Here is a 13,169-nt window from a genome sequence, read left to right on the forward strand (position 1 = left end):
GAGACTTCCATGGACACCAAGATGCTGATCGGCTCGAAATTCGAGAAGGGCACCGAAACCGAGGAACCAATCCTCAATCCGAAGACCGGGGCGACCATCCTCAATCTGCCCGAAGCGAGCCAGGCGCAGATCGAGGCAGCGGTGCTGGCGGCCGAAAAGGCCTTCGTCACCTGGTCGCGCACCACACCGGCGCAGCGCTCCGGTTATCTCCTAAAAATCGCCGATCGCGTCGAGGCCGCGGCACAAGATTTCGCTGCCCTCGAGGCGCTCAATTGTGGCAAGCCAATCAATGCCGTGCTCAACGACGAGATCCCGGCGATCGTCGACTGCTACCGCTTCTTTGCCGGCGCTGTCCGCTCGATGCCCGGCCAGGTCGCCGGCGAATACATCCCCGGTCACACTTCGATGGTCCGCCGCGATGCCATCGGCGTCGTCGCCTCGATCGCGCCATGGAACTATCCGCTGATGATGATGGCCTGGAAGCTGGCGCCGGCGATTGCCGGCGGCAACACCGTCGTCTTCAAGCCGTCGGAGCAGACGCCGCTGACCTCGCTGAAGCTGGCGAAGATCCTCGCTGAAATTCTGCCGGAAGGTGTCGTCAACGTTGTGCTCGGCCGCGGCGACAGCGTCGGCAACACGCTGATCAACCACCCGAAAGTCAACATGATTTCGATCACCGGCGACGTCGCCACCGGCAAGAAGGTGCTGCAGGCGGCAGCCAAATCGGTCAAGCGCACGCATCTCGAACTCGGCGGCAAGGCGCCGGTCATCGTCTTCGAAGATGCCGACCTCGGCGCGGTGATCAATGGCCTGCGCGCCTTCGGCTACTACAATGCCGGCCAGGACTGCACTGCCGCCTGCCGCATCTATGCCGGCAAGAAGATCTACGACAAGCTCGTCGCTGACCTTTCCTCCGCCGTCTCGACCATCAAATACAACCGCTCCGACGACACCGAGAACGAGATCGGGCCGCTCATCTCACGTCGCCAGCGCGACCGCGTCTCGAGCTTCGTCGAGCGCGCCTCGGAACTGAAGCACATCGAGATCACCGCCGGCGGCAAGCCGGGCGAGGGCTCCGGCTTCTTCTACCAGCCAACCGTCGTCGCCGGCGCGCTGCAGGAAGACGAGATCGTGCGCCGCGAAGTATTCGGGCCGGTTGTCTCCGTTACCCGCTTTTCCGAGGTCGACGAGGCGGTGAACTGGGCCAATGACAGCGACTATGGCCTCGCGTCCTCGGTGTGGACCAAGGATGTCTCGCGCGCCATGGCGACAGCCGCTCGGTTGCAATATGGCTGCACCTGGATCAACACCCATTTTATGCTGACCAATGAGATGCCGCATGGCGGGCTGAAACAGTCCGGCTACGGGAAGGACATGTCACTCTATGCCTTGGAAGACTACACGGCCGTCCGCCATGTGATGGTTGCGCACGGGTAGTCTCCCTTCTCCCCGTTGACGGCCAGAATGTTGCCGCGGGCGGCCTGGGCGGCGAGCTGCATCGTCACGCCCGCGGTCAGCCCCGTTGGCGGCCCGCGCGATTCAATCTCGCCAACATGCACGCCCTGCGCGCTGGCCACGCGGATCCCCTGTGCCGCATCACGCAGCGCCACCGCGCAGCGTATGGCGCGCGCCGGTCCGTCGAAGCGCGAGCACCAGCGCCCGCGTCCGCTCCGGACAGGTGGCGGCGAACAGCATCGCCATCGGCGCGCCTTCCGAAGCACCGAGTAATGCCGCACGCCCGCTGCCGGCGGCGACCATCACCGCACGCACGTCGTCCATGCGTGTTTCAAGGCTAGGTAAGGTGATTGGTATCGATGCGGTCCGACAGTCCGGTGCCGCGTTTGTCGAACAGGATCAGCCGCGAGAAGGCTGAAAGCCGCTTCAGCAGCAGCCGGCTATAGCCTTCGTCTTCCCAGTGCAGGTCGAGATTGGAAATGAAGCCCGGCACGAAAACGAGATCGAACGAACCCTGGCCGACCACCTGATACGATCCGCATGTCACCGCTACGGGCATATCTGGTCTCGATCGGCCTCACGCAACGACCCCGCCCGGCCAGACGATTTCCTATCGTCAACCATAGCAGAGCCAAGCCGTTTGCGGCAGCCAAACTTTAGAGGACTGGAATATAGGACCCTTTGGCGGCTCCTAGTGCATGTCGCGCAAAAGTGCGCAGCGGTTTTGCGATAACGACATGCGCCAAAAACAAGAACTTAAAGTGCGTCGCATGAATCCGTTCAAATGCGACGCGCTTTAGGCTATTTCAGCGGGCCCGCGCTTTCGGCCTGCGTAGGCTGGGTGTAGCCAAGGCTCATGTCAGCCTGCTCGGGCGTCTTTGGTCGCTTGATCCTGGCCGAAGCGGCCACCACGAGCTCGTCGAAATTCTCGGTGCCGCTGTCCAGCATCTCGAAGAACTGCTGCCGCATCCTCGGCTCCCAGAACTTGTTGATGTGCTCGGCCACGCCGGCAATGCCTTCTTCGCGCGGTTTGGAATGGAAAAAGGCCGCGATCTGGTTGGCCATGCGCACCAGCTTTTCCTTGGTGCTGGTGATGTGGTCTTCGTCATGCGACATGCTTGGCAACTCCGCAAACCACCCGGTCAGGGTGGGTGAAAATATCGAAATCATCGGCGCGCACCAGCGCCACCAGCGTCATTCCGGCGGTCTCGGCCGTGCGGATGGCAAGGGCGGTCGGCGCCGAAACGGCGATGATGATGGCAGCACCGATGGCGACCGTCTTCTGCACCATCTCCACCGAGACACGCGACGTCACCACGACCGCGCCCGACGCGCCTGAGATACCGGCTTTCGCCAGCGCACCGGCGAGTTTGTCCAGGGCGTTGTGGCGGCCGACATCCTCGCGCGCCATGACGATGCCCTTGCCGGGCACGTAGAAGCCGGCGGCATGTACCGCTCCGGTCTCCGTGTGCAGCGGCTGCACCTTCGACAAGAGCTTGACCGAGCGGGTGATGTCCTCGACACTAAGCGTAAGCTTGGACGAACCGACCGCATCGACCGAACGCATCGCTTCCTCGATCGACTCGATACCGCACAGCCCACAGCCGACGGGGCCGGCGAGCCGTCTGCGCCGCGCCTGGAAGCGCGTGTTGGCCCGGTCCTTCAACCGGATCTGGATGTCGATCCCGGCGCCGAGATCCTCGACCTCGATCGCCTCGATCTCTTCTGGCGCAGCGATAATGCCCTCGGTGAGCGAGAAGCCGAGCGCGAAATCTTCGAACTCGGCCGGGCTCGCCATCATCACCGCATGCGTGGTGCCGGCGAAGGAGAACGCCACCGGCGTCTCTTCCGGCACCATGCGGTTGGCGGCCGCAGTGCCGCTGGCGCGGTGTGCCAGCCGCGATATCTGCGTCGTTGCTTTGCGGCGCGCGGCCAAGACTACTCCGCCGCTTCCAGCGGGGCGATGCGCCGGCTCTGGCGGGCCTGCTCGTTATAGTCCCTCTGCCAGTCGGTCGGGCCATTGGACGGCGTCACCTGCACGGCGGTGACCTTGTATTCCGGACAGTTGGTTGCCCAGTCCGAGAAGTCGGTCGTGATCACATTCGCCTGCGTGTCTGGGTGATGGAAGGTCGTATAGACGACGCCCGGCGACACGCGGTCGGTGATCAGCGCGCGCAGCGTCGTCTCGCCGGAACGGCTCGCCAGCCGCACCCAGTCGCCTTCGCGGATGCCGCGGTTCTCGGCGTCGTGCGCATGGATCTCCAGCCGGTCCTCGGCGTGCCACATCACATTCTCGGTGCGCCTCGTCTGGGCGCCGACGTTGTACTGCGACAGGATCCGGCCGGTGGTGAGCAGCAGCGGATAACGCGGCCCGGTCCGCTCATCCGTCGCCACATATTCGGTGCGGATGAACTTACCCTTGCCGCGCACGAAACCATCGACATGCATGATCGGGGTGCCGAGCGGCGCCTTCTCGTTGCAGGGCCACTGCACCGATCCGACACGGTCGAGCAGCTCGAAGGAGACGTTGGCGAAGCTTGGCGTCGTCTTGGCGATTTCGTCCATGATCTCGGAAGGATGCTGGTAGTTCCAGTCCAGCCCGATCGCGCGGGCAAGCTCCTGCGTGGCCTCCCAGTCGGCGTAGCGCGCCTTTGGCTCCAGAACCTTGCGCACCATGTTGATGCGGCGCTCGGCATTGGTGAAGGTGCCGTCCTTCTCGAGGAAGGTCGAGCCCGGCAGGAACACATGCGCGTAGTTCGCGGTCTCGTTGAGGAAGAGATCGTGCACGACGACGCATTCCATCGCCGCAAGACCGCCCGCGACATGCTTGGTATCAGGGTCGGACTGCAGAATGTCCTCGCCCTGGATGTAGATGCCCTTGAAGGTACCGTCGACGGCGGCGTCCAGCATGTTGGGGATGCGCAGGCCGGGCTCGTCGTCGAGTTTCACGCCCCAAAGGCTCTCATAGATGTCGCGCACGGCTTCGCCGGAGATGTGGCGATAGCCCGGCAGCTCATGCGGGAAGGAACCCATGTCGCATGAGCCCTGCACATTGTTCTGGCCGCGCAGCGGGTTCACGCCGACGCCCGGCCGGCCGATATTGCCTGTGGCCATGGCGAGGTTGGCGATCGCCATCACCGTGGTCGAACCCTGGCTGTGCTCCGTGACGCCGAGGCCGTAATAGATCGCGCCATTGCCGCCGGTGGCATAGAGACGTGCCGCGCCGCGGATCAGTTCGGGATCGACGCCGGACAATCTGCCGACGGTTTCTGGGCTGTTTTCCGGCAAGGCGACGAATGAAGCCCAGTCCTGGAATTCCGCCCAATCGCAGCGTTCGCGGATGAAGGCTTCGTCGAAAAGACCTTCGGTAACGATGACATGCGCCAGCGCCGTCAGCAGTGCCACATTGGTGCCGGGCTTCAGCGGCAGGTGATAGGCCGCTTCGATATGTGCCGACTTGACCATCTCGGTGCGGCGCGGGTCGAGCACGATCAGCTTGGCGCCCTGGCGCAGCCGCTTCTTCAGCCGCGAGGCGAACACCGGATGGGCGGAAGCAGGATTGGCGCCGATGATGACGGCGACGTCAGTGTAATCGACGGAGTCGAAATCCTGCGTGCCGGCCGAGGTGCCATAGGTCTGGCCGAGCCCGTAGCCGGTCGGCGAATGGCAGACGCGCGCGCAGGTATCGACATTGTTGTTGCGGAAGCCTTGCCGCACCAGCTTCTGGACGAGATAGGTTTCCTCGTTCGTGCAACGCGAGGAGGTGATGCCGCCGATCGCGGTGCGTCCATACTGGTACTGGATACGGCGGAATTCCTTGGCCGTATGGGCGATCGCCTCTTCCCAACTCACCTCCCGCCAGGGGTCGACAATCTTTTCCCGGATCATCGGCGACAGGATGCGATCCTTGTGGGTGGCATAGCCGTAAGCGAAACGGCCCTTCACGCAGGAATGTCCGTGGTTCGCCTTGCCCTCCTTGTAGGGCATCATGCGAATGACCTCGTCGCCCTTGACCTCGGCCTTGAACGAGCAGCCGACGCCGCAATAGGCGCAGGTGGTCACGGCCGAGCGCTCCGGCAGGCCCTTGGCAAGCACCGTTTTCTCGCGCAGCGCATCGGTCGGGCAGGCCTGCACGCAGGCGCCGCAGGAAACGCATTCGGAAGCGATGAAATCCTCGTGCATGCCGGCGACCATGCGTGATTCGAAGCCGCGGCCCTCAATGGTCAACGCGAAGGTGCCCTGCACCTCCTCGCAGGCCCGCACGCAACGCGAGCAGACGATGCATTGCGCGGGATCATAGGTGAAATAAGGATTGGATTCATCGCGGGCGATGTAGTCAACAGCCAGCGAACCATGGCCGGGCGCTACGCCGTTCTCCTGCTTGACGTGGTTGCGGCCGTCAACGCCATAGCGGTTCTCGGTCAGACCGACCGTGTTGGCGACCTTGTCGAACTCGCTGGCGCCTGTGCCGGCCTTGTCATTCCAGCCGGTCGGGTGGTCGGAGACATAGAGTTCCATCACGCCGCGGCGGATGGCGTTGAGGCGGTCGGTTTGCGTGTGCACGACCATGCCTTCGCCGACCGGCGTCGTGCAAGAGGCCGGCGTACCGCCGCGTCCATCGATCTCGACGAGGCAGACCCGGCAGGAGCCGAACGAGTCCAGCATGTCGGTCGCGCAGAGTTTGGGGATTTCGACGCCCGCTTCCATCGAAGCGCGCATGATCGAGGTCCCCGCCGGCACGGTCACCGACTTGCCGTCGACCGTCAGCGTCACCTGCTGTTCCGCTTCCGAAGCGGGCGTGCCGTAGTCGATTTCCTGGACCAGCGATTTGATGTCGAATGCCGCGTTCATACCTGTCCGCTCCTATTCCGCTGCTTCGGCGACCGGCGTCGGCCGAAAGTCGTCGGGGAAATGGTTAAGTGCACTCATGACCGGGTATGGGGTGAAGCCGCCCAGAGCGCAAAGCGAGCCGAACTTCATCGTGTTGCAAAGGTCGGTGACCAGCGCGATCTGCTTCTCGGGTTCGATGTTCTGGGCGAGCCGGTCCAGCACCTCGACGCCGCGCGTCGAGCCGATGCGGCAGGGCGTGCACTTGCCGCAGCTTTCGATGCTGCAGAATTCCATGGCGAAGCGCGCCTGCTTCAGCATGTCGGCGCTGTCGTCGAACACGACGATACCGGCATGGCCGATCAATCCATCCTTGGCGGCGAACGCTTCGTAGTCGAACGGCGTATCGAACAGCGCGCGCGGGAAATAGGCGCCGAGCGGGCCGCCGACCTGCACGGCCTTGACCGGACGTCCTGTCGCAGTGCCGCCGCCGATGTCATCAACGATCTCGCCCAGCGTCATGCCGAACGCAGCCTCATAGAGACCGGGATATTTGACGTTGCCGGCGATCTGGATCGGGATGGTGCCGCGCGAACGGCCCATGCCGAAATCCTTGTAGAAGGCTGCGCCCTTATCCATGATGACAGGTACCGACGCCAGCGAGATGACGTTGTTGATCACCGTCGGCTTGCCGAACAGGCCGTTGTGCGCCGGCAGCGGCGGTTTGGCTCGCACCTGCCCGCGCTTGCCTTCGAGGCTGTCGAGCAGCGAGGTCTCCTCGCCGCAGACATAGGCGCCGGCACCGACACGGACTTCCATGTCGAAGGTATTTGGAGAACCCAGCACGTTGAGGCCGAGCAGGCCGGCCTTGCGGGCGATCTCGACGGCTTTCTGCATGACCGCTACCGCGTGCGGATATTCCGAGCGGATATAGATGAAACCCTTGGTAGCGCCCGTCGCGATGCCGGCAATGGCCATGCCTTCGATCAGCACGAACGGGTCGCCTTCCATGATCATGCGGTCGGCGAATGTGCCCGAATCACCCTCGTCGGCATTGCAGACGATATATTTGCGGTCGGCCGTGGTATCGAGCACCGTCTTCCATTTGATGCCGGTCGGGAAGCCGGCGCCGCCACGTCCGCGCAGGCCGGACTCGGTCACTTGGCTGACGACATCGGCCGGCGTCATGGCCACCGCGTTCTGCAGGCCCTTCAGCCCGCCATGCGCCTTGTAATTGTCGAGCGACAACGGATCTGTGACGCCGCAACGCGCGAAAGTCAGGCGCGTCTGCTTGGCCAGGAACGGGATCTTGTCGGGTGCGCCCAGCCAGCGCTTGTGGTAGCCGCCGGTGAGGAAACCGCTGTCGAACAGGCTTTTGACGTCGGAAGGCTTCACCGGCCCGTACGCGACGCGGCCCTTGTCTGTCGCCACTTCGACCATCGGCTCGAGGAAATAGGCGCCGCGCGAACCATTGCGCACGATCTTGGCCTCAATGGCGCGATCGGCCAGTTCCGCACGAACCGCCTTGGCGACCTTCTCCGCACCGAGCGCCAGTGCGCCAGAATCGCCGGGAATGTAGATGCGCGGGATCATGAACGTACCTCGGCAACGATCTCGTCGAGCTTTTCGTCATTGAGCCGGCCGATCACCTCGCCGTCCAGCATCGCCGATGGCGCACAGGCGCAAAGGCCGAGGCAATAGACTGGTTCCAGCGTCACCGAACCGTCGCGGGCCGTCTCGTGGAAGCCGATGCCCAGCAATTGCTTGAGTTTGGCGGCGATCGAGTCCGAGCCCATCGATTGACAGGCTTCCGCCTGGCAAAGCTTCAGCACATGCCGCCCGGCCGGGTGGCGGCGGTAGTCATGATAAAAGGTAACGACGCCGTGCACCTCCGCCTTGGAGATGTTCAACGCCTCGGCGATTACCGGCAGCGCGTCCTGCGGCACATGACCGAACTCTTCCTGGATGCCGTGGAGGATCGGCAACAGCGGGCCTTCGAGGCCCTTCAGCTCCTGGACGATCACCGCCGTGCGCGACGCGATCTCGGTACTTGCAGGCTGCATTGTCACGCAGCGCCCTCCCTGGTCGTAGTAATCTTCCGCTAAGTGGTTAAAAAATCAGAGGAAACCCACCTAATCAATAAAGCTGATCCGTTGCTCGATAGAAATCTTCTATCGATGCCGTTCAGCCTGCATCCCTAGCTCAGTGGCGGGCGCGGAAATCGTCTGCCAGCGCCATCGCCTCGTCCAGCAGCGCCGAGACCAGCGGGGTGTGCGGCTCGCGCGGCGTCGCCACCAGCCCGACGGTGTGGCTGGCATCCGGCTCGACAATCGGAATGGCCCGGATCGGCTCGGAAAAGCCGAATGTTTCCGATAGGTTGAGCGGCATGATCGAGGACCATTTGCCGGTACGGATATGGGAGAACAGCACGATCATCGAATTGGATTCGAGCGTCGGCCGCACCTGCGTGCCGGCTTCGGCCAAATGCTGGTCGATGATGCGACGGTTCTGCATATCGGGCGTCAGCAGGCAGAGCGGCAGCTGGCTGAGCTCCGCCCATGTCACTTTGTCGCGGTCGGAATAGGGGTTTCCGACCGCGGTGATCAGCTGATAGCGTTCATCATAGAGCGGCACGCTGGTCACCCGCCCCAGCGGCTCGTTGTCGAGATAGGTGATGCCGGCGTCGATGTCGAAATTGCCGAGCAGCGACAGCACCTCGATCGAGGTGCGCGACAGCACCGAGAAGGTGACGCCGGGATGTTTTGCCCGAAAAGGTGTCGTCAGCCGCGCCACCATGGCCAGCGCCGTCGGGATGGCCGCGATTCGGATGCGCCCCGAAAGGCCGTGACGCGCTGCCCGCATCTCCTCGCGCATGGTCCTGCTATCGCCGACGATGCGGCGCGCCCACACCAGCACCTGTTCTCCCTCCGGCGTCAGCCCCTGAAAGCGCGAACCGCGCAATACCAGCATCACGCCGAGCTGGCCCTCGAGTTGCTTGATGCCGGCCGAAAGCGTCGGCTGGGTGACGCCGCACACCTCCGCCGCCCGCCCGAAATGCTCTTCCCTGGCCAGCGCAATGAAGAATTCCAGCTTGTCTATCATGCCATCCGTCCGGTGCGTCACGCGCAAGGTCGGGGAATTTGCGTTCCGCCGCAAGCCGCACGTGCAATCGGCTGCGTCCACATCTTTCAGCCGGCTTACTGTTTCCGGCGGGCGAATGCGGCGCTATGTGGATGAAACGAAGTCGTAGGCGACCGGAGGTTGAACATGCTGGGCTGGTTCCGCAAACTGCTGCCGCGCGAAGATCGCTTCTTCGACCTGTTCGAGCAGCATTCCCGTACCGTGGTCGGCGCCGCCGAGGCGCTCGAACAGCTTCTCCAGGGTAAGGACATTGATCGCTGGGGCCAGAAGATCATCGATCTTGAAGACGAGGCCGATCACATCACCGCGGAAGTCCTGCTTTCTGTGCGGCGTTCGTTTATTACGCCTTTCGATCGTGGTGACATCAAGGACCTGATCCAGTCGATGGATGACGCCATCGACATGATGCACAAAACCGTCAAGACGGTGAAGCTGTTCGAGAAGAAGCAATTCGACCCGCTGATGCAGGAAATGGGCGGCATCATCGTCATTGCAGCCAAGCTGATCGCCGAGGCTATCCCACTGCTCAGCAAGATCGGGACTCACAGCGTGCGCCTCAACGCGATCGCCGAGGAGGTCATGCGCGCGGAGGGCCGCGCCGACGATCTGCACGAGCAGGGCCTGAAGGACCTGTTCAAGAGGCATGGCCGCAGCGACCCGATGGCCTATCTGATCGGCAGCGAGATCTATGGCGAGCTGGAAAAGGTGGTCGACCGCTTCGAAGACGTCGTCAACGAGATCAGCGGCATCGTCATCGAGAACGTTTAGACAATGGAAGCCGCCATCGCCTTTCCCGTGCTGGTCGGGCTCATCGCCGTTGCGCTATTCTTCGATTTTCTCAACGGCCTGCACGATGCCGCCAACTCCATCGCCACCATCGTCTCCACCCGCGTGCTGAGGCCGCATTACGCGGTGCTGTGGGCAGCCTTCTTCAATTTCATCGCCTTCCTGTTCTTCGGTCTTCATGTTGCGGAGACGCTGGGAACGGGCATCATCGACGCCAGCATCGTCACCCCGGGGGTGATCTTCGCCGCCCTTGTCGGAGCCATTGTCTGGAACATCGTCACCTGGCTCTTCGGCATCCCCTCCAGCAGTTCGCATGCGCTGATCGGCGGACTGGTCGGCGCCGGCATTGCAAAGGCAGGCAGCGGCGCTCTCGTCTGGGCCGGGCTCGGCAAGACCATTGCGGCCATCGTTCTGTCGCCGGCGACCGGATTTCTGCTGGCGCTTGTCTTGATCCTTACAGTTTCCTGGGTGTTCGTGCGCAAGACACCGTTTGCCGTGGATAGCACGTTCCGCGTCATGCAGTTCGTTTCCGCCTCGCTCTATTCGCTCGGCCATGGCGGCAACGACGCACAGAAAACCATGGGCATCATCGCCGTGCTGCTCTATTCGCAGGGCATGCTCGGAGAAAATTTCTACGTGCCGCTATGGGTCGTCATCACCTGTCAGGCGGCGCTGGCGCTGGGCACATTGTTCGGCGGCTGGCGCATCGTCCACACGATGGGCTCGAAGATCACCCGGCTGAATCCGATGCAGGGTTTCTGCGCGGAGACCGGCGGCGCGATCACCCTGTTCGCCGCCACCTGGCTCGGCATTCCGGTGTCGACGACGCATACGATCACCGGCGCCATCATCGGTGTCGGCGCCGCCCGCCGCGTCTCGGCCGTGCGTTGGGGCATCGCCGGCAACATCGTCATCGCCTGGATTGTCACTCTGCCGGCCACGGCTGCGATTTCGGCCCTCACCTACTTCGCGGTCAGCCTGGCGACGTGACGTGGGTGGCGCTTGGGGTCGCATGGGTGCGGCAGAGCGAATCTACCTGTCCACAAGGTTCAGGATGTTACCGTCTGGATCTTTGAACCAGGCGACCTTCATGCCGTGACCGACGTGGATGTCGCCTTCGACCGTTGTGTGAGGCATGTCGTAATGTTCGAAAACAACGCCTTTCGACCTTAGCCCGCTGACAATTTTTTCGATTTCGTCGCCGACCATCCAGGTCACCGCCGTCGCCTTGTTGGTTCCGGCGAACTTCGAGTGATACACATTGATGCTGGTGTCGCCGCATTTGTAGACGATCAGTTCGCCACCCTCGTTGTGAACCTCCGTCAGCCCCAGAACGTCTTCATAGAAGGCCTTGGCCTTGGCCAGGTCCTTCACCGCGAGATTGGCCGTTGCGTTGCTGTTTGCGAGCATGATTGGTCTCCTTTCCTTGCTGGCGAGCACGTCCGAAGCCCTGCAACAAGATAGGGCTGCTTCGTCTTTCGGCGACCGCAGCTTGCGCTATCGGCGTGCCTCTTCCGTAAGGACGTTTCGACTCCCGCAAATCCCTACGAGCAGACGCGAGTTTTGATGCCATGCCCGGTGCGTGTCGTTCCGCCGCTTGGTTATGTTCGGGAACTGCATTATCTCAAGCGGAAAGCAGAGGAAAAGCTGATGCCCGCCGTCCAGGAAAACGTTACCAAGGAAATCGTCATCGAGCGCCTGAAGACGGTCAACGGACCGGACTTCACCGGCAACATCGTCGACCTCGGCATGGTTTCCGAGATTTTCATTGCCGATTCCAAGGTCTTCTTCTCGATCACGGTGCCGGCTGCCCGGGCCCAGGAGATGGAGCCGATGCGTGCCGCCGCCGAGCGGGTCGTCAAGGCGATCCCCGGTGTCGCTGGCGCCGTGGTCGCGCTGACGGCGGAAAGGAAAGGCGGCGGCATGGAGGCTCCGGTTCCGGCGCGGCCTGCCCCCAGGCCCGCGCCGCCGGCCGCACCGGCTGCCGCGCCACGTCCGGCTCCGCACGCTCCAGCCTCGCACAGCCAGGGCAAGCGCGGCGTGCCCGGCATCGAGGCGATTATCGCTGTCGCTTCCGGTAAGGGCGGCGTCGGCAAGTCGACCACTGCCGTCAACATCGCGCTTGGCCTCGCCGCCAACGGCCTGAGGGTCGGCGTGCTCGACGCCGACATCTACGGCCCGTCCATGCCGCGGCTGCTCAAGATCCATGGCCGGCCGCAGACCGTCGACGGCAAAATCCTGAAGCCGATGGAGAATTACGGCCTGAAGGTTATGTCGATGGGCTTCCTCGTCGATGAGGAGACGCCGATGATCTGGCGCGGGCCGATGGTGATGTCGGCGCTGACGCAGATGCTGCGCGAGGTCGAATGGGGTCCGCTAGACGTGCTCGTCGTCGACATGCCGCCCGGCACCGGCGATGCGCAACTGACCATGGCCCAGCAGGTGCCGCTGGCCGGCGCCGTTATCGTCTCGACACCGCAGGATCTGGCCCTCATCGATGCCCGGAAAGGCCTCAACATGTTCAGGAAGGTCGACGTGCCGGTGTTGGGCATCGTCGAGAATATGAGCTATTTCCTCGCCCCCGACACCGGCAAGCGCTACGACATCTTCGGCCATGGCGGCGCGCGCCGCGAGGCCGAGCGTCTCGGTGTCACCTTCCTCGGCGAAGTGCCGCTCGAAATGGGCATCCGCGAAAGCTCGGATGCCGGCACGCCGGTGGTGGTCTCGAAGCCCGATAGCGCCGAGGCGAAGATATACCGCGACATCGCCTCGAACGTCTGGGGCAGGGTCAACGAAGAACGCGGCGCGGCTGAAGCCGCCGTGCCGAGCATCGTGTTTGAGTGACGCGGATATCCCTCCCTCTTAAGGGGAGGGTGCCGCGCTAAGCGCGGCGGGAGGGGTCGTCTCAACCGCCTCGACCTCTTACGAAAGAAATGTCGGAGCGCGTCGCTGCGGATCCC

At 63.2% G+C, this 13,169-nt stretch carries 13 protein-coding genes; 4 read left to right on the forward strand and 9 right to left on the reverse strand.

The window, feature by feature from the left end; translation table 11 throughout:
- Positions 1-9: 9 nt before the first annotated feature.
- Complete coding sequence (locus ACWTU8_RS20830) at positions 10-1,437, forward strand: gamma-aminobutyraldehyde dehydrogenase (RefSeq protein ID WP_455849657.1); 1,428 nt, start codon at positions 10-12, stop codon at positions 1,435-1,437.
- Between the two features lie 159 nt (positions 1,438-1,596).
- On the opposite strand, the gene ACWTU8_RS20835 is transcribed toward ACWTU8_RS20830, so the two are convergent.
- From ACWTU8_RS20835 to ACWTU8_RS20870, 8 genes are all read right to left on the reverse strand, one after another.
- Complete coding sequence (locus ACWTU8_RS20835; RefSeq protein ID WP_455849658.1) at positions 1,597-1,779, reverse strand: alpha/beta fold hydrolase; 183 nt, start codon at positions 1,777-1,779, stop codon at positions 1,597-1,599.
- Positions 1,780-1,792: 13 nt separating this feature from the next.
- Positions 1,793-2,014 (reverse strand): hypothetical protein, encoded by a 222-nt coding sequence (locus ACWTU8_RS20840; RefSeq protein WP_455849659.1) that lies wholly within the window; start codon positions 2,012-2,014, stop codon positions 1,793-1,795.
- Between the two features lie 242 nt (positions 2,015-2,256).
- Positions 2,257-2,571: a formate dehydrogenase subunit delta gene (locus ACWTU8_RS20845; RefSeq protein WP_455849660.1), complete on the reverse strand. Its 315-nt coding sequence runs from the start codon at positions 2,569-2,571 to the stop codon at positions 2,257-2,259.
- Entirely contained in the window at positions 2,561-3,391 is an 831-nt protein-coding gene (gene fdhD, locus ACWTU8_RS20850; protein WP_455849661.1) for a formate dehydrogenase accessory sulfurtransferase FdhD, read from the reverse strand. The genes ACWTU8_RS20845 and fdhD overlap by 11 nt, the downstream gene beginning before the upstream one ends.
- Before the next feature lie 2 nt (positions 3,392-3,393).
- The gene (gene fdhF, locus ACWTU8_RS20855) at positions 3,394-6,306 is read right to left on the reverse strand and encodes a formate dehydrogenase subunit alpha (protein WP_455849662.1); all 2,913 of its coding nucleotides are present in this window, start codon (positions 6,304-6,306) and stop codon (positions 3,394-3,396) included.
- Between the two features lie 12 nt (positions 6,307-6,318).
- The gene (locus ACWTU8_RS20860; protein ID WP_455849663.1) at positions 6,319-7,875 is read right to left on the reverse strand and encodes a formate dehydrogenase beta subunit; all 1,557 of its coding nucleotides are present in this window, start codon (positions 7,873-7,875) and stop codon (positions 6,319-6,321) included.
- Positions 7,872-8,351 (reverse strand): formate dehydrogenase subunit gamma, encoded by a 480-nt coding sequence (locus tag ACWTU8_RS20865; RefSeq protein ID WP_455849664.1) that lies wholly within the window; start codon positions 8,349-8,351, stop codon positions 7,872-7,874. The genes ACWTU8_RS20860 and ACWTU8_RS20865 overlap by 4 nt, the downstream gene beginning before the upstream one ends.
- Before the next feature lie 133 nt (positions 8,352-8,484).
- A complete protein-coding gene (locus ACWTU8_RS20870; protein WP_065005975.1) occupies positions 8,485-9,384 on the reverse strand; it encodes a LysR family transcriptional regulator in 900 nt (299 codons plus the stop codon).
- Between the two features lie 165 nt (positions 9,385-9,549).
- Between ACWTU8_RS20870 and ACWTU8_RS20875 the strand changes: the two genes are divergently transcribed.
- Positions 9,550-10,191: a DUF47 family protein gene (locus ACWTU8_RS20875; protein ID WP_455849665.1), complete on the forward strand. Its 642-nt coding sequence runs from the start codon at positions 9,550-9,552 to the stop codon at positions 10,189-10,191.
- A gap of 3 nt (positions 10,192-10,194) precedes the next feature.
- Entirely contained in the window at positions 10,195-11,199 is a 1,005-nt protein-coding gene (locus ACWTU8_RS20880; protein ID WP_455849666.1) for an anion permease, read from the forward strand.
- 42 nt (positions 11,200-11,241) lie between these two features.
- Here the strand turns inward: ACWTU8_RS20880 and ACWTU8_RS20885 are convergent, their stop codons facing one another.
- Positions 11,242-11,619: a VOC family protein gene (locus ACWTU8_RS20885; protein ID WP_455849667.1), complete on the reverse strand. Its 378-nt coding sequence runs from the start codon at positions 11,617-11,619 to the stop codon at positions 11,242-11,244.
- A 240-nt stretch (positions 11,620-11,859) separates the two neighbouring features.
- Here ACWTU8_RS20885 and ACWTU8_RS20890 point away from each other — a divergent pair, with 240 nt between their 5' ends.
- On the forward strand, positions 11,860-13,053 hold the full coding sequence (locus ACWTU8_RS20890; RefSeq protein ID WP_455849668.1) for an Mrp/NBP35 family ATP-binding protein: 1,194 nt from the start codon (positions 11,860-11,862) through the stop codon (positions 13,051-13,053).
- Positions 13,054-13,169: the final 116 nt, after the last annotated feature.

This window comes from Mesorhizobium sp. BHbdii (assembly GCF_053848045.1).

Excerpts from the sequence above, each read along its gene's own strand:
- ACWTU8_RS20840 (WP_455849659.1), bottom strand. The coding sequence starts at position 2,014 with ATGCCCGTAGCGGTGACATGCGGATCGTATCAGGTGGTCGGCCAGGGT.
- ACWTU8_RS20870 (WP_065005975.1), bottom strand. The coding sequence starts at position 9,384 with ATGATAGACAAGCTGGAATTCTTCATTGCGCTGGCCAGGGAAGAGCAT.
- ACWTU8_RS20885 (WP_455849667.1), bottom strand. The coding sequence starts at position 11,619 with ATGCTCGCAAACAGCAACGCAACGGCCAATCTCGCGGTGAAGGACCTG.
- ACWTU8_RS20890 (WP_455849668.1), top strand. The coding sequence starts at position 11,860 with ATGCCCGCCGTCCAGGAAAACGTTACCAAGGAAATCGTCATCGAGCGC.
- ACWTU8_RS20875 (WP_455849665.1), top strand. The coding sequence starts at position 9,550 with ATGCTGGGCTGGTTCCGCAAACTGCTGCCGCGCGAAGATCGCTTCTTC.
- fdhF (WP_455849662.1), bottom strand. The coding sequence starts at position 6,306 with ATGAACGCGGCATTCGACATCAAATCGCTGGTCCAGGAAATCGACTAC.
- ACWTU8_RS20835 (WP_455849658.1), bottom strand. The coding sequence starts at position 1,779 with ATGGACGACGTGCGTGCGGTGATGGTCGCCGCCGGCAGCGGGCGTGCG.
- ACWTU8_RS20880 (WP_455849666.1), top strand. The coding sequence starts at position 10,195 with ATGGAAGCCGCCATCGCCTTTCCCGTGCTGGTCGGGCTCATCGCCGTT.
- ACWTU8_RS20830 (WP_455849657.1), top strand. The coding sequence starts at position 10 with ATGGACACCAAGATGCTGATCGGCTCGAAATTCGAGAAGGGCACCGAA.
- ACWTU8_RS20860 (WP_455849663.1), bottom strand. The coding sequence starts at position 7,875 with ATGATCCCGCGCATCTACATTCCCGGCGATTCTGGCGCACTGGCGCTC.
- ACWTU8_RS20845 (WP_455849660.1), bottom strand. The coding sequence starts at position 2,571 with ATGTCGCATGACGAAGACCACATCACCAGCACCAAGGAAAAGCTGGTG.